Origin of the sequence: Pantoea sp. GL120224-02 (genome assembly GCF_900215395.1) — a bacterium.
Classification (GTDB): domain Bacteria; phylum Pseudomonadota; class Gammaproteobacteria; order Enterobacterales; family Enterobacteriaceae; genus Pantoea; species Pantoea communis.
In genome coordinates, this window is record NZ_OBEC01000022.1 from 1 (window position 1) to 19,914 (window position 19,914).

A 19,914-nucleotide genomic window follows, 5' to 3' on the forward strand; every position below is an offset into this window, starting at 1 on the left:
GGACGCTGGACGCTGGACGCTGGACGCTGGACGCTGGACGCTGGACGCTGGACGCTGGACGCTGGACGCTGGACGCTGGACGCTGGACGCTGGACAATGCAGTATTACCATTAATAACCTAAAGTGAAGTAAAAACCCTTCAATTTAATGATTTTCACACCACCGAAAAATCAACTTAAGATGTTGAATAATAACAGATAATTACACTTTTTCAGGCTGAAAATCACCATCCAGTTAGCCAAATTTAAACATTTTCCTGCATAGTGTGTGTTACTACCTTGGCTTCAACCTAATCTAAGGTTGAAATCTTTTACGTGCTCAATGCTACATGCAGCTCAGAAGTTTCGAGAGCTAATTGTTAACACCTAAATATCTAAATTTATCTACATTCTTAGATAAATGTTCACTATTACAGTTCTTCTCTCAATTAGATTACGTGCATTATACTTCTCAGATTCAGGTGTCAGATGTCAGGTGTCAGGTGTCAGGTGTCAGGTGTCAGGTGTCAGGGTTGATAAAAGTCTTCAATTAAATCCTATTCAAGTTAACCGTAAGGCAATCCCAGTTTGAACCAACAGAACATTTTTGATTCTGAAAATCGAGTTCTAGATGTACTTACGTAATGTTGTGCGCAAATTATTTTGTACACCGCAAAATCAACGCGAACTCGAATAATAAAAGCCTCGTGCCTTATCGACAGATTTTAATTCATACAAGGTGTGGTGTGGTGTGGTGTGATGTGGTGTGGTGTGGTGTACATTGAAACACACGTTACCACAATGGTGGCAATAATAACGCCACAACCCAATAAATTTTTATTGTTACTTGGATTAATCAGATCATGAGTTAGAACGTTCATACACTGAATTATTCTGAGGAGCGTGTTTGAAAACATGATGCGGAGAAGAAGTTCACATCATTGATGTGAGCTAAATGTGTAGTAGATGTACTTTGAAATTATAATGTTTTTAAAATTCATTCAGTGTTTGGCGAGTGAATAAATTAGTGAAAATGACTGCGTACCAACATTAGCTACTTTTTTAAAAGTGCGGTCACAGCTTGTAGCGCATAATTTTAATGAACAGCGTTAAATGCCATTATTTAAATGAATTATAGGAAGGGAAGGGAAGGGAAGGCGTATTTTGTATGACAATCGCATGTGGGTGATAATACGCAAAATCACTTTAGCCTCTACAACCATTTTTATACCAAAGCTCGTGCAGCCTCATATTGTCAACTTCATCTTGCCGATGAAAACGCCGGCCAACCATTTCATCAATCAGCTTGACCATCAACCCTGTTTTATTCAATAACTCGGCTGAACACCTTTTGTTTAAATATCGTGCTAAGTACGATAGGGTAGGGGAATTGATTGAAACATGACTTTCATGAATTGATTGGTTGGGTGAAAGCCTTAACTACATAACCTATTGATTTAATTAAACAATATTTATAAAGGCGAAAATCACTCAATCATTAAAAAATCCACTTTTATTGATTTTTACCTAAAAACTGGCATGCGGAAGCTTTTTTAGTAAAATACAACAAATCATTATTATTGAGGTGCTTATGAAGCGTGATTACGGTGACGTGTTTGACATCGCCAACCGTGCGAATGGCATGCTGCACGGACTCAGCAGCCATATCGAGCAGCAGCGTCAGGAATTTAACCAGCAAGGCTACTACCATACCTTTACTCGTAATGCCGTCGCCAACTTACCGCTGTTGAGTAAACACGCGGTTGCCGCCGCCATCAGTGAGATGGAAGAGGCGGGTTATGAATTCGGCAGAAAGCAGACGGGCAGCACTTCTCAATATGCAATGAGCATTCAAAACGTCGTCGATATCTATAAGCATCGCAAGGTGCCCAAATATCGCGACAAACATAAAGATCCCTTCGTCGTTTTTGTTGTAAATCTCAAAGGTGGCGTGTCCAAAACCGTCACGACCGTTACCCTGGCACACGGTTTACGTGCTCACCCAGGCTTGCTGCATAATGATCTGCGAATTCTGGTGATTGATTTGGATCCGCAGGCCTCCAGCACCATGTTCCTCAGCCATACCAACAGTGTCGGTTCGGTGCTGGAAACGGCTGCACAGGCGATGCTGAACGATGTCAGCACTGAGCAGCTGCGTGAGCAGTTTGTGAAACCCACTGTGATGCCAGGCGTTGATGTGATGCCCGCTTCGATCGATGATGGTTTTGTCGCCAGCGACTGGGATGCACTAGTTGCTGAGAATCTACCTGGGATCGCACCCTCTGAAGTTCTGCGCCGCAACGTCATTGATCGTCTGGCTGAAGATTACGATTTCATCTTTATCGACACCGGTCCGCATCTTGATGCATTTATGCTCAATGCCATTGCCGCCAGTGACTTACTGCTTACGCCGACACCGCCAGCACAGGTTGATTTTCACTCAACGATGAAATACCTGACGCGACTGCCGGAAATGCTTGAGCGCATTGAGAACGAGGGGATAGAGCCAAGATTGAAAGCAAATATTGGCTTTATGTCGAAGATGACCACCAAACATGACCACATTACGTCTCATAGCTATGCACGTGAGGTGTTCACAAAATCGATGCTGGATGCGGTATTACCCCGTTTAGATGGTTTTGAGCGCTGTGGTGAGTCATTTGACACGGTGATCAGCGCAAATCCGACTTCGTATCCAGGCAGTGCCGATGCACTCAGAAAGGCGAAACAGGAAGCCGAGAATTTTTCACGCGCTGTATTTGACCGCATTGAATATATCAGGAGTACTAAGTGACCGAACCCAAATCACTCAAAAGAATTGGCCGCACCATGGGCCAATCCCAGATGTCGAGCTTTATCAACAGCGGCAATCAGTCACGCGTGTTCACTCTGAAGTCTGGTAACACAGCGACATTCAGCCGCCAGCTCATTCCCAGCGGTGAAGTGGAAAGCAAAACCTTTGTTGACGCGCAGGTGAATGGGCGAGATCAGTCAGCGCTGACCGAAGAATCAGTAAGAGACATTACGCGTACCATTGAGTTGCAACAGTTCTTTCCGGCAATTGGTCGCCTGGTGGATGGCCGCATTGAAATTATGGATGGTTCTCGTCGTCGTGCCGCTTGTCTTTTCGCCGGAACGGGCCTCGAAGTTCTGGTGACCGAGGATGACATTGATATCAGTGATGCCCGTCAGCTGGCTGCGGATATTCAGACAGCAAAAGAGCACAATCTGCGTGAACTGGGTCAACGTTTCCTGATGATGGAAGCGCAGGGCATGAACAAGACCGAGATTGCGAAAGCAGAAGGGATCTCAAACGCCAAAGTGACGCGTGCATTTCAGGCTGCGTGGGTTCCTGCTGAATTTATCGAGTTAATACCGGTTGTTTCCGACCTCAGCATTCCGGACTACAAATTACTGCTGGATGTGGCAGAAGAAGCGAAAGCAGAGGGTGTGGCGGTTAAAGAGGTTGTGGCTCAGGTCAAAGCGCGAATGGATGACGATCAGGCGCTGCACAAACTGGCCTCCGATGATCAGAAAACCCGGATCCTGTCGTTTTTCACCACTGCTAAAAAGCAGCTGGTTAAGCCGGTGAAAAACAAGAGTGTCACCACTGAGAAGTTTGGACATTTCTCAGATCGTACCGCTTACGCTAAGCGCAAAACTAACGCAGAAAAGCGCCATGTACAGTATGAATTCCACCGTTTGCCTGCCAATACGCTGGAAGAGATCGATATTGCAATTAAGGCGATCCTTTCTAAGTCTTGATCCGGCTCCTTCATACAACGCAAATCCAAAATGGACGTGATTTTCACGTCCTTTTTATTGTTCTCACTTTTCAGTAACCCACGCTCGTTTGAATCTGTGCTTCTAAGCGCTTCAGCAGCCTTCTAAGCCATTTAAGTTCAATTATCGTATCTGGTAAGCCCAATCCTCTCAACGCGCCAAAAACCCTGTACAGGCTGAATTTACGAACATCTGATTGATGATCGTGTTTATACCAAAATCTGGGCTCATCCAGGCCAACAAGTTATACAAAGGGATCTTTTCTCAGGATCGACATTCATAATTGAACGAAATCACCGTCTTCCAGCTGAAACCTGCTTAACAGTCTCATTTAACGCTGATTTTTATCCCCTTTATCCACAGGGTAGATCCAATTATTCGATCATAATGAGATCCCATTAAGATCAAAGAAGATCCCGGATCGCTGCAGGCCTTGATATGACTGGTCTGAAAGGACCCTAATAACCGCTATAAGGAGTAAACTAACCGCTGTGGAGAGGAAAATAACCGATGAAATGAGTGAAACAACCGATGAAGAGAGTGACTGATAACCGCTGTAGTGAGCAGGCAAGGATGCAAGCTGTGTGTAACTGATCCCGCTGTGCATAACTTTGATTTCCAGTGACGCGATTGACTGAATTTCAGCGGCCGTGATCCCGTAAAGGTTATCCCCATTATTCACTGACCCGATCCAAGAACAGATCCACATAAGATCATATAAGTTCCTAATAGATCCCCACTACGGTTAAAGCCTTGTGCCACATGCCCTGAGGAGATATCGGTAACCGCTATAATGAGTAAACTAACCGCTATAGAGAGTAAATTATCCTCTATAGAGAGTAGTCTAACCGATGAAGTGAGTGCTAGTATCCGCTATAGAGAGTAAACGCGCGATGTCCCTGTGTATAAACCGGATCCTCGAAAATGTCGGAAAATGAGCTAAAAAACAACAAGATAGTTGAAGCCTTTTCAGAAACAGATAAACGAACTGGCGAACTGGTTGTACTTACCCCCAACAGAGATAACACTGTTCAACCGGTTGCTTTAATGCGATTGGGACTGTTCGTTCCTACATTAAAATCGACCAATAACCGTAAAAACGACACGACAGCCGTTACTGATGTCACGAACGAACTTAAGTTACTGTCGCTCGTTAAATCAGAAGGTTATGAAAGGATCAGGATCATTGGCCAGCGACTCGATATGGACAATGATTTTAAGACTTGGGTAGGGATCATTCACGCGTTTGCGAAGTATAACGTGACGAATGACAAGGTGGTTTTACCCTTCGTCGAGTTCGTCAAACTGTGTGGCATTCCTTCCTCTCGATCTTCAGCCAAGCTGAGGGAGCGACTGGAAGCTTCGCTGATCCGCATTGCATCCAATACCATCCAGTTCGGTACTGCTGACAAAGATGAACTCTATGTCACGCATCTGGTGCAATCCGCTAAATACAGTGTCAAAAAGGATACGGTCGAGCTTCAGGCCGATCCCAAGCTGTTCGAACTGTATCAGTTTGATCGCAAGGTATTGCTGCAGTTACGCGCCATAAACGCTCTGGCTCGTAAGGAGTCCGCTCAGGCGCTTTATACCTTTATCGAAAGCTTGCCTCCGAATCCGGCTCCTATCTCCATGGCGCGCCTGCGACAGCGTCTGAATCTGACATCTCGTCCCATCACGCAAAACGCGACCGTACGCAGGGCGATGGAACAGCTCAAAGACATTGGTTACCTTGATTACACTGAGCTAAAACGCGGTAGCTCCGTGGTATTCCACATTCACTATCGCCGGCCTAAACTCAAACCTGCAGAGCTGCCACTCAAGCTGCCGGATATTCTCGAAGATGAGCTGGAGCTGGATGATCCTATCGAGACCAATGATGTTGCTGCAGCCAGCGAACCGCAGGGTGAAATGGTGATGTTGTCAAAAGCGGAGCTGAAGATCCTCGAGGAAATCCGCAAAGGTAAAGTGAAGTAGCCTTCTAAATTAGCCCTCCGTTTGATAACCGCTATAGAGAGCACTTACTCTCTATAGCGGTTATTTGCTGCTGCAATCCACGTCGTTCACCTCCCACATTCACTGCTATCAAGACATTTGTGACCCAGTAACCACTATAGAGAGTAGGCTTGTACTCTCTATAGTGGTTATCTGGAAGTCGCTCACAATTTGCACCATTCTCTGCCAAAACCCGCAATGTGACTGCTTTCAGTGTGATAGAAGAGGGGACTGCTTGTGGTGAGTCGTCATGGAATGATCCAGGATTGTCCCCAGATTTAACAACCACTATAGAGAGTAGGTATGTGCTCTCTATAGTGGTTATTCGACGGAAGTGACGTTATCACTTCTATCTTTTTAAGTTATTTGATGATTATTGAGGGATATTTGTTCAGATAACAGTGTGATTTATGTTCAATACCGCCTAAAACTCAACTCTTATTTTTTATTATCATAGGGTTATTCTCTTTCACTGCCGGAAACTGCTTTTCCTTCTCTCTATATCCACTATAGGGAGGAGTTACTCACTACAGTGGATAGCGCTTCTGATGGCATTGATGAGTGGCTTAGCCTGAGATCCTGCTAACACGCACGCAATTGCGGGATTTTCGCATCCTGCAATAACCGCTATAGAGAGTGACTTTGCTCTCTATAGCGGTTATTTGGTTTCGTTTAATTATATTAAGTGTGTGATTTAGAGGATTTATTTTTGATGTTTGATTTTTTGACTAACCGCTATAGAGAGTAAACTTTTAAGCAATGCACATATCGGAAGAACTTGAAGATCCCATATCGATCGCAAGATCGTTGATTTGCAGGGCAGAGGATCAAACATCCACTATAGAGAGTAGAAGCAACCACTATAGAGAGTAACTACTCACTATAGTGGTTATGTTTAATCTACCCCCCTGGTGATTACTAACCTCGCAAGGCTTGCCAATACGGGTGTTAGTGATTACTAACATAAAGATGATGGGCGCGAGTGCACAGGAACGGATAATTGTCATCATTGCAGCGCGTTAGGGTATGAGGGAGTGGTTACTCTCTATAGTGGTTGTTCAACAAGATCGACTCGCTACACGCGATCCTGATCAGGTGTAGATCCCCTTCATTTCACGTTTGCGCTCGCTCATCATGACTGGCTGGCAATAGATAGACTCAGTGAGCGCTTTGGCCTGCGTCAATATGAGGGGGGAGTATCTCGTATTACTGCACTTATCGCCATCGTCCTTCTTTAGGGCCTGATACCGGCGCTTAATGTCTTCATGACAGGAAAGATCATTAACACACTCCATACGCTTCAAATCAATGATCATGCACTGATGTTCAGTGTTGCCATCTGGTGTCTGTCTTTGCTGGGTATTCAACTGATGACCCCGCTGGTGAATCTCATTCAGGGTGATGTGACGGAAATTTCGACCAGCCATTTCAGCGCAAATATTATGCGGAGAATGAATGAATCTTTTACTCTGAGCCTGTTTGATAACAAGGAGCGTTACGAGCAGCTGGAATTTTTGAAAAAAGAAGCAGCCTATCGACCGCTTAATTTCATCATTTGCATTATTTACGCCTTCAGAGCCGCCGTGATGGCTGGAAGCTTGCTACTGGTGCTAATAGCGTATTCAGGGATTGGGGCGGCCATTTGCGCATTGTCCGTATTACCGATGATTATCATTAATATCCATATCCAGAAAAAATATGTGCACGAGTTATTCAAAAACGCTAAGGACGCAATTGCAATGCGTTACGTCTATGGCGTCAGTATGGATAAAAGCTTTTTACAGGAAATTCGACTCTATGGGCTGGGTAGTTATCTGCTAAAAAAGTTCTCAGGATCAGCATTTAATACCTATCAACGTATGCACCAGCAACGCGTCAGGGCGCTGATAACGCCCATTCCCGCCATGCTGCTTAGCCTGGTGATGCTATTTGCCGGGGTGTATCTTTTCCTGAGCAATCTGCGCAGCAGTGATATCGCGGTGGGCGCGTTAGTGATGGTGTTTCAGTCCATTGTGATGATGAAATCGCATTTGGATGAAATTGCGAATTACGGTGCCAATCTGACATCAATGGGCAGCTTTTTTCATAGTTACCACTCCTTTATGACCGAGGAGATTGAGCCCGTTACCAACGTCCAAAAATTACTCCCCGATAACACGCCGTTCTCACTCAGTATTAAGCATCTTAGCTTTGGTTATGAAGGCCGGAGCAAGAAGGCCTTAGACGGCATTGATCTTGTGATTAGGGCAGGTGAGAAAGTGGCGATTCTGGGGGATAACGGAAGTGGTAAAACCACGCTGATTAAAATGCTGCTGCGGATGTATGCCTATGAACAGGGTGATATCAGCGTATCCGGTGTTCCACTACAAAGTCTGGAGATTGACGGTTACCGCCAGCAGGTGGCAACTGTGTTTCAGGACTACGGTAAGTATGAATTTACCGTCGGTGAGAATATCGCACTGAGTCAGTATGACACAGAAGCGCATTCCACTCAGGTTGACGATTTACTCAATAAAGTCGCGTTTCCTCATCCGCAGCAGACCCGACTGGGTAAACAGTTTGGCGGTGATGAACTTTCAATCGGGCAGTGGCAAAGGCTGGCGATCGCGCGTGCGTTATACCGTAAAGCCAATCTGTTCATCTTTGATGAGTTTTCATCCTCGCTCGATCCAGAAACTGAACATCGCCTGTTTAATGAAATCCTTTCACTCGACACGACGGTTATCGCCGTGACTCAACGTCAGGGAAATATCAAAGAGTTCGACAGAATCGTGGTCATGGCGGAGGGAAAAGTGATCGAAAACGGAAGTTTTGCTCTGTTGATGGGTAAACAGGGCAAGTTTTATAATATGTGGCACGCTCAGTTTAAATCGGTCATTGCTGAATCGGCGTAATGCAATCGTCGGGAACTGATTTGAGAGAGACGCCAGTTCATGCTGTTAATCCGGTGCGCCATCAAAATGCTTTCTTCAGAAGGTTGAATCATAATGGCGCACTGGATTAAATATTTAAAACCTGTCATCGATAGAAACTGGCCTGTCAGGCAGGTCAGTTTCAACATGGCTTCTATAAAAGAAATTTGATTATGGCATTCTAAAAATCATCACAGAAATCCATATCTTTATTCAGACGTTATTGTTTAACTCCCTTCGTCATTTTTACTAATATCAATTGGTAATCATTCCTGAGCGTTATCAACACCAGGCAGCAAGAAATATCCTATAGTTCAGCCTTTTTAGCGGGTAATGCCAGGCAAGCTTTCGCATTTCTCTTTATCTGCTTAACTGAATGCTGGATAAAGATGATGGGGATAAGGGTGGATAAAAAAGACACGCGCGAACAGGCAGGGCTCCTTTATCACTCCCTCATCAGAAGTATCACGCTTGCAGGCATTGTGCTTATCGCCGCGGTGTTAGGTATTAGCATATGGACGCTGCATCAGGACTGGAATGATACTGTCAGGCAGAGTGAAGAAACGGCGACAAACCTGGCGCTGTCGCAGGCGCGGCAGGCAGAAGATACTTTCTTGCAAACTGAGCTCGCGATGCGTGAAATGCAGCGTGACGTTGAATCGCAGCTGGTGACCGGTATCAATAGCCGCAATCTGAGCCAGACCATGCGGGAGCTTCAGGGGCGATTGCCGCAGCTGCACGGTCTTTTCTATTACGACGCCCAGGGCAAGTGGATAGCCACCTCTGCATCGCAGATACCGGCAGACATCAATAACTCCGATCGCGAGTACTTTAGGTTTCAACGCGACAATCCGCGCAACAGCATTCATCTTGGTCCGGTGATCCGTAGCCGAAGCACCGGTGATCTGGTGATCCCCGTCTCACTTCGCATCAGCGATGCGCTGCGCGGTTTTCAGGGCGTTTTGCTGGCTACGGTGAAAGTTGACTATTTCCGGCACTTTTACGCTTATTACGAGATGGGGCCTAAGGACGTACTGGTGTTAATGCTGGCTGACAGTTCCGTGTTATACGCACGGCCGATGCCTGATAGTTTTATCGGCAAAGACCTCTCTTCCAGCCATCTGTTTCAGCAGATGCTGCAGGCCACAAATCGTGGAAGCGGGCAGTGGACCTCGGCTCTTGATGGCAAACCGCGTATCTTTGGTTTTGCACGATCGGATCGTTACCCGCTGGTGGTTGCAGCAGGGTATGACACGCATAGCCTATTCATTAAATGGATGAAAGGACGCGTACAGGATGTGTTGCTGAGTCTTGCACTATTATCCGCCATCGTTGCCATGGGCGTATTCGTGCTGCGTCAGGCCCGGCACAGCTTGCATTACCAGCTTGAACTGACCAATCTTCGTGATGAACTGAGCGTAACCAACCGTGCACTGAACAGACTGGCGCATGCGGATGCGTTAACGGGGCTGGCGAACAGACGTGCATTTGATCGCTACCTTGAGGAGTGCATCCTGGCCGCTGACACGCACAACGAGCCGGTTTCGCTGGTGATGATCGATATCGATTATTTCAAACGCTATAACGACACTTACGGCCATGTGGCCGGGGACGAATGCCTGAAGCGTGTGGCGCAGGCGATAAACGCCATCTCTCTGCGCGGTACCGATTTGGTGGCACGATATGGCGGAGAAGAGTTCGCCATCGTACTTCCCGGTTCTGATATTGAACATGCGATGGCGGTGGCTGCTGCTGCTGTGCAAGCTGTACGTGAGCAGGACATCATCCATGACTCGTCTCTGTTAGCTTCCCAACGGGTGACGCTAAGCGCGGGATGTGCATCGCTGAACACTGAGAGAGAAAATCGCTCGGCTCAGTTGTTGATCAGGCAGGCCGATATGGCGCTTTATTCCGCTAAGCAGGCGGGCAGAAATCAGGTGAAGAGCGATGAGTCATATCTGAACACTCACAGCTGAAAGAGCAAATGCAGCTAGGTTTATTGAGGCAACCTGGCTCAAGTTCATCGATGACATCTTACGCGCCAAATCCGCCATCAATCGTGTGCATAGCGCCTGTCACGAATGAAGCTTCCGGACCGGCAATCCAGGCAACCATACCGGCCACTTCTTCAGGTTTACCGTGACGCTGAATGGCCATAAAACTGTGCATCAGCTCCTTCATCGGGCCGTCTGCCGGATTCATATCGGTGTCGACGGGACCCGGCTGGACGACATTCACCGTAATACCACGTGGTCCAAAGTCTCGTGCCAGACCGCGCGCTAATCCCTGCAGGGCCGATTTGCTGACGGCATAGGCCGCGCCTCCTGACATTGGCATCCGGTCTCCGTTGACGGAACCGATGACGATAATGCGACCGCCTTCTGGCATCTGACGGGCGGCTTCCACCGCAGCGTGATAAGGTGCGTGAATGTTGATGCGGAATAAGTGATCTATGGCATCGCTTTCCAGCTCTAACGCATCACCAAAAATTGCCACGCCCGCATTCACCACCAGCACATCCAAAGGCCCGGAATCGCGTACCAGCTTGGTCACGGCATCGCGATCGGCGCTGTCTGCCTGAACCGCTTTACTGCCTGTGTCTTCCGCCAGTTTTTCTGCCACTTCGCGCGAGCCGGCGTAACTGAACACCACCGCAGCACCCTCGGAGGCAAAACGCCGCACGATGGCCGCACCAATGCCCCGGCTACCGCCCAACACCAGTACCGATTTGTTAGTAAATACCGCCATTAGAGTGTCCTCAATTGTATTGTAGTGGTCATTACAATATTATTGAGTCAGTCAGGTTGTCAAAGGATTATGTAGTGATGACTACAAAAACTAGCCGTACGCCAGGCCGCCCACGCAAGTTCGATGCGGAACAGGCGGTATGCATTGCACAGAATTTGTTTCACTCGTGTGGTTACGACAGGGTGAGTGTGGGGGATTTGACCAAAGCCTTCGGCATTAATCCGCCCAGCTTTTATGCCGCCTTCGGCAGTAAACTCGGGCTTTATCGCGTGGTGCTGGATCGTTATGCCCAAAATGGCGCTATTGGTCTCAAGGCGCTATTGCGTCACGATCGCCCGGTGGCGGAGTGTCTCTCTGCGGTACTGGATGAAGCTGCAAGTCGCTATGCTGCTGATCCAGAAGCCACCGGGTGTCTGGTACTTGAGGGTATTCATTGCGACGATCTCTCTGCGCGTGAGGTTGCCTGCGGTTTTCATACGGCGGCCGAGAAGATGTTTCATGCCTATATTGCCGAGCGCTATCCAGCACAGGCCGTGCGGATAACTGATTTTATGGTGACGATCATGTCGGGCCTGTCGGCTCGATCGCGGCAGGGCGCCAGCGCCGAGCGTTTGCGGGAGACATCGCGCATGGCTGGTCAGATGCTGGCGCAGTTACTTCCGGTTTGATTCGAGTTCCGATGAAGTTGCTGGCGGAATTGAGGATTGAATTTTCGCTTTTATGGCTTGGTGGTGTTTAATGCCTAAAAGTCTAAAAAGGAGTCAGTCATGTCTGAGCAAAATGAACACGCGGAAGGAAAAGCCATTTGCAATGAGATAGGCGGTGCGGTGCTGGAAGTTCTGGGCAGAAAAAGCGAGTTCGCCGTTCAGTCGCTGATTGATGTCTTGCAGGAAGCGCAAAACGATGGGCATCACTATGATGCCGAACGTGAGCAGGGCATGGAAATGGCGATAAGAATTCTGCGGAAGTTTGCTTAGCCATTCGCGTGGTGGCCGGTTTCCATCTCATTGCCTGTGCTAAATTAGCCACCCAATTTCTTTTATTGAGTTCAACATGCTGACCGGTCTGAATCACATCACTTTAGCTGTAAGTAATGTATCTGAGAGTTTCACCTTTTATGTTGAGACGCTGGGATTCACTCCCCGCGCACAATGGAAGAATGGCGCTTATCTCTCGATAGGTGAGCTTTGGCTGTGCCTCTCACTGGATGCCGTTTCCATCGGTAAAGATTACACGCACTATGCCTTCAGCATTGAAGATGAATTGTTTGAAGCTTTTGCCGAGAGGCTGAAAGCTTCAGGCGTAAAAGAATGGAAGGTCAACAAAAGTGAGGGCAAATCACTCTATTTCCTCGATCCGGACGGCCACAAGCTGGAACTCCATGCCGGTGATCTGGAAAGCAGATTACGCGCCTGTATGGCACAACCGTATGAGGACATGACGTTTTATTAGTCACTTGCCCATCCCTGACATTAAGGTTGATGAAGGCCTTTGGCCAACGTTCTGAGTCTCTCTATATCCGTCTCAATTGGTATAGCGGCACTGGCAAAGGCAATGGCTCGCTCCGCGTGACGCCTGGCGTCAGACCCATACCTGGCAGCATTAAATTGTGCCAATGCGATAAACGCTTTCTGCAGGCGAATTTGTACTTCAATCATGCCAGCACCGTCACGTGCAATAGCGGCAAACGCGTCATCGAACATATCCTGAATGGACGGTTTTTGCAGAAAGAGACGAGGAAAGCGGGTATCGCCAATGTCAGGTTGCACGCGCAAGCAAAAGAGCCTGACCAGTCTGCCAATAATATCAATGGCAGTCCCGGGATCGTTGACTGCCGGAGAGAGTGCTCGTGACGCAATCTCAGACAAAACGCACAACCCGAAGCGCGGGTCCTGATCAAAAGAACGCTGCTGATCAACTGTGAACGCATCTTTTACCGTTTTAGCAGCAAGACTTTTTGATGTCTTAAGCCAGGCCAGGGGAGTCGAGCAATGTATGAAGGTGCCTGGTTGAACCGCAACATACAGATAGATCCCTTGAGCTTCAGCAAAATCAGACAACATACTGAAATCAATATGTTGCAGATAACCCACTTCTTCAGCATAAACCGGTATCAATGAGTCCGGCAGTTCATCGGAGACATGCCAGGGAGAGCAGCCCATATAAGGGTCTTGTAACCGACTAACCAGCGCAGCCTGAGTGACCTCTTCGACACGTTGGGAAGTCTCTGCCATACGACCAAACTGCGCCAGATGCTGGATCCATCGCAACAACGTAATCACAATCATCACAATTACAACCAGCGTGACAAAGAACAGGATGACACGTCCTTGAGATCCGTAAGCCCCCATACTCAGTGCAACAATGCCCACCAGACTATAAAGAAAAGACCCGATGAACGTTGCCAGCACATTCTGCGTGGTCCGATCCTCTACAAGTAAACGCGTGGCGCGCGGCGTGACACTGCTGCTCGCCGTGTTATAGGCTGACACCATAATATTGAGTGAGAAGGTGGTGACCGCAAGCATGCTGGAAGCCAGAATACCCAGGATTTTATCCACGGCATCCGTGCCGATTAACCCGGTAATTCCTGAAGGGATAAAGGGTTTCATCACGATGGCGAGTAGGGCTGTCATCACCGCCAGAACAGCAAAAAGGGAACTTCTGAACCACAGTTTCCGGGTAAGCTGGCTCAGGATCCATTGTGTTTTTGTCATCGTGCTTTCCTTGTTATTGCAGGGTTCATCCACATAAACTCTTCATGGGTTTGTCAGTGTGCTCATCACTGACAGCAATGGCGTTAACGCCTGATAATGGCAAGAATATATTGCCTCTGGATAAACCCTGAATGGCGCATAAATTCTGCGCCAGGTTTAACCCAAATTTCTCATCAGCTACAATAGATCCTGAGGACTCAGCGTAAGCCTGATTCTCATGAGGTAAAACAATGGAAAATTCAGACAAAATTTTAGGCGAGGCTGCTTATCAGATTCTTGCCCGCCGTGAAAAAATCAGTGTTATTCAATTAAATCAGGAACTGCATCGCATGGCCGACGAGGCGAATGCGCCAGAGCGTAAACAAGCCGTTTTGGCTGCGATTGACTGGTTAAACGATTATCGGCAACCCTCGTCAGAAGATAAGCGCAGCAGCTCACCGTTACGGCGTCTGAGTGAAAGCTCTGACAGCATCACATTATTGCCAGTTGAAAATATTAAAAAGTAGCGAGAGTACTTAACTCAAATATTAATATCCGCTCAAAATACTTGTCGTTACAGATGATTAAGATTTTTCTGTTTGGCGAATTCCCTCTTAGCTCATAGCACTTTTTGCAAAAAAATGGGCACCTGACTTTTACTATATTTCTGTACAGATTTTGCAATAACTGTACAACTTTATCAGGCCATTTGCCTGACCCAACATGAGAGGGTTAACACATGCGTCAGAATGGATACACTCCGAACTCTTCAGAAGCTATTGCACAATATTTTAATAAAGCCTCTTTGCCTTCTCAGCAAGAAACATTGGGTCAGATCGTGGTCGAAATCCTGAGAGAAGGCAAAAACCTGAATCGTAAATCACTTTGCACCAAGTTGCTTCGCCGCCTGGAAATTTCCTCCAACGCTGAAGAGGAACATCACTATCATCAGCTGATTGGACTGCTTTTCGAACGCGATGAGTGATTCAGTATTCAGGCCTAAGTTGTACAACATTACCGTTCTGAATTTGCAGGGTATAAGAATGAATCATGGCTTGTGGCAGAAATTGCAATTTGCACTCTGTTTACAGCAAAATTGCCATGCAGATGCCGTTATCAGAGAAGTATATGAACAGAAGTGAACGCCAGCAGTTAGTCGATGAAATTCTCGGTGAAGCCACACTGGTTCTGCTCCAGCGAGCGGGGCCTGTTTCTTTCCGTGCACTCATCGAACAACTTCAGGTTATGGAAGACCAGTCAGATGATGCTGACAGGCGGCAATTGATCGCCCAAACAATTGTTGAAGTAAGGAAGAGCATCGCCGAAGGAGAACGAGTTAAACAGCAGAGGGCGGAGGGAATAAACTCTGTCCAGCACTTGTACACGGACTCACATCATTCAGGTAATAACAGAAAGCATTGAATATCGGCTCCATTACTATTAGTGATTAACCCCTGACACCATTTAGCTCGGAAACAAATCATGCATACATCAGAAGACATCTTTTCTGCGCTTGCCGATCAGGAACTGGCTGAACGTTTCCGCAATGCGGGTCCGGATTTGAAAGATGAGGCGAAGATTTTAGGCGTCATCATCCGTAATGTGCTGGCATCGGAAGGGCAGATAACGAATAAAGCCATTATCATCAGTTTAATCCGGGCACTTGAATCAACTCACGATGATTCTCAAGCCCAGCTCTTACGCCAGACTCTTGAAATCGTTGTGGGCGTAACACCGGATGATTAATGCTTGATTCTTTGCTAGCTCGCGTATATCAGTGCATCATTTTCGAAAGTAAGCGGATAAGCGTTTCGTATTTTTCTCTTAAAACTGAATCCGCTTCATTGTCTTTGAGTTTTTGCAGGGCTAACGAAATTTCATGCACCTCAAAAGCTAAGCCTTCCCGGATAAACGCTGACACCGTGGAGCCTAACAACGCTAATATATCTTGTGTAATCTGGCCATCATGCTTCACCGCGACTCCACACTCTGTATAAAAATACAGTGTGTCATATCTGAACCTCTACCGATATCCTTAAATAATTGGATCTCCGGCATTCCTAATTTTTAAATATAAATTTGTCCTCACACGCTATTGTAAATAAAGAGTTTAATCATAATTAACGCTGCGCTTATAAAGTTTATCCTTTACGGCTCAAATTCGTGAATTTCTGGAAATTAATAGTCACTCTCTAAAAGATTAACGTGTGCCAACGTTTGATCAATCTAAAGCTTCGTTACCTCCAATCCCACCTTTTTTCCGTTACTTCATGACCCTATTATCAACGAACAGATCGGGTGAAGTGATAGAAATTTCATTTGCATGATGAATAATAATGATTATCATTTACATGTTTCAGGCCTGAAATTGCATGCATCATTAGCAAAGCCAATTAAATCCTTACAAAGAATGTGATGAGTTCACCCCCTATTTAAAAGTTGGAGTGGTTATGAATGGAGATAAAAGCGCGCATCAGGGCGTAGCGAACTCACAGACGGAAAGCCTTTTTTCGCTCACTATTGCTTCCTCATCAAAATATGAAGATTGGCAACGGGCAGGGCATCAGGCTGCGCATCAATTACCGACGCCTGAAATGATTGCTTCACTGGCTGCTTTCCAGACGGAGAGCGAGTCAATGGCGCCGTTAATGATCTGGCAACTGCTGCATGAACTCTCTTTTATCTCCGCTGAAGGTTGGCTGATTGCGGATGCGCGCCAGCGAGCAGGGATTGCCGACTGTTTTCAGTTTATGCTGGAAAAATGGCACGACATTCTGGAAGAGGAAGGGATAGTGGAGCAGCGCGAACAGCGCTGGTTTGCTGGCGATTGTGCCCCGAGTCTGCCTTCCATCGAACAGCGTATCGACGATGCAAAAATTCGTCTGCGTCGTTGTCTCGATTGGCATGTTGAGGGAGAGGCTTTCCTCAACACATTATTCGCAGACCAGCACTCACTGTGCGAGGTGATGCGCTATCCGCAGTTGGCACAGAGCCGATTATCACTGCACGAGGGTTGTCCCCTTGATCCAGCGATGCATCAAAGGAGCATGCTGGTGGATTACCTCGGCCAAATCGCCGCTTCACTGCTACAAACGGCGGTGCAGGGTAATGATCCCCAACAAGTGCTGGAGATTAACGCAAACACTGGCCATAGTGACCTGCATCAATTACGGGATGAGCAATATGGTCTATCGGCTCAGTTCGATGCCGTACTTGCAACCCACGTGCTGCATTCGACTCATCGCCTCGATGGCATTCTTCAGGACATCTGGCATACGTTAAAACCTGAAGGTGTACTGATTGTGGTGGAACCCACACAGGATTCGGCGCTGAGGTGGATAACCGCCGCTGCGGTGCTGCAGCAGGCAACAAAAGGACATGATTCGCATACGCTATCTCTTTCGCATGAAACCTGGCTGCAGGCATTTGCGCGTAATAGCTTCCATCATGTCGGTGATTGGCCCCAGCCGGGAACGGCATTGGCGTTTGCAGGACATCAAGTGTTTATGGTGCAGCGGTAAGGTTAAATGATTGGGTGCTCGTGCTTTTGGGCATCGCATCCAAACCCTAAATTGTGCATCTGACAGGCCTGTAAAAGCGCTCTGATTTTGATCAAGGCCGAACGGGCATAACCGCCAGACACCCAAGCAAAACCAAATGCGCGGCGTAAGCATGATAGAAAAATCGGCGCGGCCAGATACGTAGCGAGGAAACGCCTGGCATCGCCGCAACCAAACCAATTACCAGCAGTGGCAGCACCAAAGTCGGCAGGAAATCGTAAACGATCGCATCCTCCCACCACCCGTTGAGAACAGGCGGCATGTTAAGCCATGCCATCGCGGCAAAAAGAAGGAGCAGGAACATGCCATTCTCTGCTGCTCCTGAATGATATCTGGCGATAATGCAGAGCAGGCTAAACACTACCCCCGATACGCCGTAACTCGCCGGGGAAAGAGGCCAGGCAATCAGCAGTAATAATGCGACTCCCGCCATTGCGCCGTTAACACCCCAGCGTGCTGCCCAGCTGATTAGCTGAGTACATCCGGCATAAGCGAAGAGAATATTTAGCGCCAGCCAGGATTGGCCCTTCATCATAAAGGCCAGCCAGAATAATGGTTGAGTCACGATAGCCCAAAGCCATAATCTTCTTGCCCGCTGGCGTAAACGTATTGCATCAGCAGGTAAGTTAGCCGCCCAGAACAACGTGAACAGCGGAAATGCGATATGTCCGAATGCATATAAAAATGCACTTCGTCCACTTAATAATATGGTGTTGATGTGATCACCCAGCATCGCAACCAGTGCGATGGTTTTAATAATATCAGCCTGCAACGGACTCAGGCTTTTTACCTGGTTTAAAGGCGAGCTAAACCTGAGTAAGGCAGAAAAAAGAGTCATGGATGATCACCGACAATTGTGCGTTGTTATAGTCAGCCAGAGACAGCGATTTGAACATTACAATGACAATAGTTGATAGTAAACCCCGTCATTATCTTAATATGGGATTTAACGAAAGGGGGAGAGGGAGAAGATATCAATCAGTGTTTAATTTTTGGTGGGCGGAACACCCACCAAAAATGTTCGATAACTCAAATTAAACGGGGAAAGCCCGATTAGATAAGAAAATCATCGAGAGATTTGCCGGCATCAACAGCGGCTTTAATCACAGCTGGTGTACGACCCTGACCGGTCCAGTGCTTCTCAACGCCATCTTCCGTGTATTTATATTTAGCCGGACGTGGAGCACGTTTAGCACGAGTCTTACCCGTTGGCGTTAATGCGCTTAGCAGTTCGTTCGGGTCAATCCCGTCCTGCAGCAGTAGTTCACGATATTTAGCCAGTTTCTCTTCTTTTTCACGCACGGCGGCTTCGCTGGCGTTGTTTTCTTCACGGCGCTCTGACACGACAACAGTAAATTTTTCCAGCATTTCTTCCAGATCTGCAAGCTGCACTTCACGTGCCTGCGCGCGAAGCGTACGGATATTGTTTAACGCTTTAAGTGAATCACTCATGAACTTCTCCTGAATATTTTGTCGCTGAACGAAATAAATTAAGTGGTGCAGTAGATAACAAATTAGGGATGAGTATATAGATGTTACTCTCGTTGCAGAAGTACAACACATCAGATATCAATAATAAAGCCTGCAAAGTGTCAATTTTTAGATATTTCTCAAAATTTCGGGGTAGACCAGGCGATGATAAGTCGATAATTGCGCTTTGAACTCTATTTTAACCATCAGTGATTTTAGCGTTTGGTAATATTTTTAAGTATGTCGACGCAGAAAAACTTATGTAACCCGGTCACAATGATTGTCACGACCCACGGAGCGGAGGAAGCTAACGTTAATGGCTACTTAATTAATGACCGGCTTAAAGCGTTCCCTCGTTCAGATAACCTCACGATGCGTCATGAATCGCCACAGATAATCTAGACACTTCTGAGCCGTTGATAATATAGGTTTTCATATTCAGCCGGTGGCATCTGCTCGCTCGAACCATGCCGACGTTTACTGTTATAAAACATTTCGATGTAATCAAAAATATCGCTTCTGGCTTCGTCTCTCGTTCCGTAGATCTTTTTCTTAATACGTTCGCGTTTCAGTAGCTGGAAAAAGCTTTCCGCAACCGCGTTGTCGTGGCAGTTACCGCGACGACTCATGCTGCCTTCCAGACCGTGTGATTTCAGGAACGACTGCCACTCATGGCTCGTGTACTGACTGCCCTGATCAGAATGAACCAATACCTGTTTTTGAGGATTACGCCTCCACACCGCCATAAGTAACGCGTTCAGGACAATCTCTT

The 19,914-nt window shown here is 47.0% G+C and carries 19 protein-coding genes; 13 read left to right on the forward strand and 6 right to left on the reverse strand.

Annotated features, from left to right (window positions below; all coding sequences use genetic code 11):
- Positions 1-1,569 precede the first annotated feature (1,569 nt).
- The 5 genes from CRO33_RS23860 (at position 1,570) to CRO33_RS23880 (ending at position 10,644) form a co-directional block, all read left to right on the forward strand.
- Positions 1,570-2,772 (forward strand): AAA family ATPase, encoded by a 1,203-nt coding sequence (locus CRO33_RS23860; RefSeq protein WP_097119789.1) that lies wholly within the window; start codon positions 1,570-1,572, stop codon positions 2,770-2,772.
- 35 nt (positions 2,773-2,807) lie between these two features.
- On the forward strand, positions 2,808-3,743 hold the full coding sequence (locus tag CRO33_RS23865; protein ID WP_097119801.1) for a ParB/RepB/Spo0J family partition protein: 936 nt from the start codon (positions 2,808-2,810) through the stop codon (positions 3,741-3,743).
- A 942-nt stretch (positions 3,744-4,685) separates the two neighbouring features.
- Positions 4,686-5,738: a RepB family plasmid replication initiator protein gene (locus tag CRO33_RS23870; protein WP_045816857.1), complete on the forward strand. Its 1,053-nt coding sequence runs from the start codon at positions 4,686-4,688 to the stop codon at positions 5,736-5,738.
- Positions 5,739-7,021: 1,283 nt separating this feature from the next.
- On the forward strand, positions 7,022-8,650 hold the full coding sequence (locus tag CRO33_RS23875; protein ID WP_097119790.1) for an ATP-binding cassette domain-containing protein: 1,629 nt from the start codon (positions 7,022-7,024) through the stop codon (positions 8,648-8,650).
- Positions 8,651-9,060: 410 nt separating this feature from the next.
- On the forward strand, positions 9,061-10,644 hold the full coding sequence (locus tag CRO33_RS23880) for a sensor domain-containing diguanylate cyclase (protein WP_097119791.1): 1,584 nt from the start codon (positions 9,061-9,063) through the stop codon (positions 10,642-10,644).
- 58 nt (positions 10,645-10,702) lie between these two features.
- Here the strand turns inward: CRO33_RS23880 and bdcA are convergent, their stop codons facing one another.
- The gene (gene bdcA, locus CRO33_RS23885; protein ID WP_097119792.1) at positions 10,703-11,416 is read right to left on the reverse strand and encodes an SDR family oxidoreductase; all 714 of its coding nucleotides are present in this window, start codon (positions 11,414-11,416) and stop codon (positions 10,703-10,705) included.
- 77 nt (positions 11,417-11,493) lie between these two features.
- Between bdcA and CRO33_RS23890 the strand changes: the two genes are divergently transcribed.
- The 3 genes from CRO33_RS23890 (at position 11,494) to fos (ending at position 12,868) form a co-directional block, all read left to right on the forward strand.
- Positions 11,494-12,084, forward strand: coding sequence for a TetR/AcrR family transcriptional regulator (locus CRO33_RS23890; RefSeq protein ID WP_097119793.1), 591 nt, complete (start codon positions 11,494-11,496; stop codon positions 12,082-12,084).
- 99 nt (positions 12,085-12,183) lie between these two features.
- Positions 12,184-12,393 carry a hypothetical protein gene (locus CRO33_RS23895; RefSeq protein ID WP_097119794.1) on the forward strand — a complete coding sequence of 70 codons (210 nt, stop codon included), beginning with the start codon at positions 12,184-12,186 and terminating at the stop codon, positions 12,391-12,393.
- A 76-nt stretch (positions 12,394-12,469) separates the two neighbouring features.
- Positions 12,470-12,868, forward strand: coding sequence for a fosfomycin resistance glutathione transferase (gene fos / locus CRO33_RS23900; protein WP_097119795.1), 399 nt, complete (start codon positions 12,470-12,472; stop codon positions 12,866-12,868).
- A 20-nt stretch (positions 12,869-12,888) separates the two neighbouring features.
- Here fos and CRO33_RS23905 read toward each other — a convergent pair whose 3' ends face one another.
- A complete protein-coding gene (locus tag CRO33_RS23905) occupies positions 12,889-14,133 on the reverse strand; it encodes a DUF2254 domain-containing protein (protein WP_097119796.1) in 1,245 nt (414 codons plus the stop codon).
- 230 nt (positions 14,134-14,363) lie between these two features.
- Between CRO33_RS23905 and CRO33_RS23910 the strand changes: the two genes are divergently transcribed.
- From CRO33_RS23910 to CRO33_RS23925, 4 genes are all read left to right on the forward strand, one after another.
- Positions 14,364-14,639: a hypothetical protein gene (locus CRO33_RS23910; RefSeq protein ID WP_097119797.1), complete on the forward strand. Its 276-nt coding sequence runs from the start codon at positions 14,364-14,366 to the stop codon at positions 14,637-14,639.
- Positions 14,640-14,851: 212 nt separating this feature from the next.
- Positions 14,852-15,097, forward strand: coding sequence for a regulatory protein YcgZ (ycgZ, locus tag CRO33_RS23915; RefSeq protein WP_034827658.1), 246 nt, complete (start codon positions 14,852-14,854; stop codon positions 15,095-15,097).
- Between the two features lie 116 nt (positions 15,098-15,213).
- Complete coding sequence (locus CRO33_RS23920) at positions 15,214-15,534, forward strand: hypothetical protein (RefSeq protein WP_255253312.1); 321 nt, start codon at positions 15,214-15,216, stop codon at positions 15,532-15,534.
- Positions 15,535-15,594: 60 nt separating this feature from the next.
- A complete protein-coding gene (locus CRO33_RS23925; RefSeq protein WP_058962458.1) occupies positions 15,595-15,858 on the forward strand; it encodes a biofilm development regulator YmgB/AriR family protein in 264 nt (87 codons plus the stop codon).
- Between the two features lie 28 nt (positions 15,859-15,886).
- Here the strand turns inward: CRO33_RS23925 and CRO33_RS23930 are convergent, their stop codons facing one another.
- Positions 15,887-16,087 (reverse strand): hypothetical protein, encoded by a 201-nt coding sequence (locus CRO33_RS23930; protein WP_058962459.1) that lies wholly within the window; start codon positions 16,085-16,087, stop codon positions 15,887-15,889.
- Between the two features lie 475 nt (positions 16,088-16,562).
- Here CRO33_RS23930 and CRO33_RS23935 point away from each other — a divergent pair, with 475 nt between their 5' ends.
- Positions 16,563-17,633 (forward strand): methyltransferase domain-containing protein, encoded by a 1,071-nt coding sequence (locus CRO33_RS23935; RefSeq protein ID WP_097119798.1) that lies wholly within the window; start codon positions 16,563-16,565, stop codon positions 17,631-17,633.
- Between the two features lie 91 nt (positions 17,634-17,724).
- Here CRO33_RS23935 and CRO33_RS23940 read toward each other — a convergent pair whose 3' ends face one another.
- From CRO33_RS23940 to CRO33_RS23950, 3 genes are all read right to left on the reverse strand, one after another.
- Complete coding sequence (locus CRO33_RS23940) at positions 17,725-18,510, reverse strand: TraX family protein (protein WP_097119799.1); 786 nt, start codon at positions 18,508-18,510, stop codon at positions 17,725-17,727.
- A gap of 215 nt (positions 18,511-18,725) precedes the next feature.
- On the reverse strand, positions 18,726-19,124 hold the full coding sequence (locus CRO33_RS23945; protein ID WP_097119800.1) for an H-NS family histone-like protein: 399 nt from the start codon (positions 19,122-19,124) through the stop codon (positions 18,726-18,728).
- A gap of 416 nt (positions 19,125-19,540) precedes the next feature.
- Positions 19,541-19,914 (reverse strand): IS3 family transposase (locus CRO33_RS23950; RefSeq protein ID WP_141399044.1); only part of this gene is annotated, 374 nt, incomplete at its 5' end.

What these genes read in the sequence shown, in the direction of transcription:
- CRO33_RS23875 (WP_097119790.1), top strand. Translation starts at nt 7,022, where the DNA reads ATGACAGGAAAGATCATTAACACACTCCATACGCTTCAAATCAATGAT.
- CRO33_RS23890 (WP_097119793.1), top strand. Translation starts at nt 11,494, where the DNA reads ATGACTACAAAAACTAGCCGTACGCCAGGCCGCCCACGCAAGTTCGAT.
- CRO33_RS23945 (WP_097119800.1), bottom strand. Translation starts at nt 19,124, where the DNA reads ATGAGTGATTCACTTAAAGCGTTAAACAATATCCGTACGCTTCGCGCG.
- CRO33_RS23870 (WP_045816857.1), top strand. Translation starts at nt 4,686, where the DNA reads ATGTCGGAAAATGAGCTAAAAAACAACAAGATAGTTGAAGCCTTTTCA.
- CRO33_RS23865 (WP_097119801.1), top strand. Translation starts at nt 2,808, where the DNA reads ATGGGCCAATCCCAGATGTCGAGCTTTATCAACAGCGGCAATCAGTCA.
- ycgZ (WP_034827658.1), top strand. Translation starts at nt 14,852, where the DNA reads ATGCGTCAGAATGGATACACTCCGAACTCTTCAGAAGCTATTGCACAA.
- bdcA (WP_097119792.1), bottom strand. Translation starts at nt 11,416, where the DNA reads ATGGCGGTATTTACTAACAAATCGGTACTGGTGTTGGGCGGTAGCCGG.
- CRO33_RS23925 (WP_058962458.1), top strand. Translation starts at nt 15,595, where the DNA reads ATGCATACATCAGAAGACATCTTTTCTGCGCTTGCCGATCAGGAACTG.
- CRO33_RS23860 (WP_097119789.1), top strand. Translation starts at nt 1,570, where the DNA reads ATGAAGCGTGATTACGGTGACGTGTTTGACATCGCCAACCGTGCGAAT.
- CRO33_RS23935 (WP_097119798.1), top strand. Translation starts at nt 16,563, where the DNA reads ATGAATGGAGATAAAAGCGCGCATCAGGGCGTAGCGAACTCACAGACG.
- CRO33_RS23905 (WP_097119796.1), bottom strand. Translation starts at nt 14,133, where the DNA reads ATGACAAAAACACAATGGATCCTGAGCCAGCTTACCCGGAAACTGTGG.
- CRO33_RS23910 (WP_097119797.1), top strand. Translation starts at nt 14,364, where the DNA reads ATGGAAAATTCAGACAAAATTTTAGGCGAGGCTGCTTATCAGATTCTT.
- CRO33_RS23895 (WP_097119794.1), top strand. Translation starts at nt 12,184, where the DNA reads ATGTCTGAGCAAAATGAACACGCGGAAGGAAAAGCCATTTGCAATGAG.
- CRO33_RS23880 (WP_097119791.1), top strand. Translation starts at nt 9,061, where the DNA reads ATGGGGATAAGGGTGGATAAAAAAGACACGCGCGAACAGGCAGGGCTC.
- CRO33_RS23920 (WP_255253312.1), top strand. Translation starts at nt 15,214, where the DNA reads ATGCAGATGCCGTTATCAGAGAAGTATATGAACAGAAGTGAACGCCAG.
- CRO33_RS23940 (WP_097119799.1), bottom strand. Translation starts at nt 18,510, where the DNA reads ATGACTCTTTTTTCTGCCTTACTCAGGTTTAGCTCGCCTTTAAACCAG.
- fos (WP_097119795.1), top strand. Translation starts at nt 12,470, where the DNA reads ATGCTGACCGGTCTGAATCACATCACTTTAGCTGTAAGTAATGTATCT.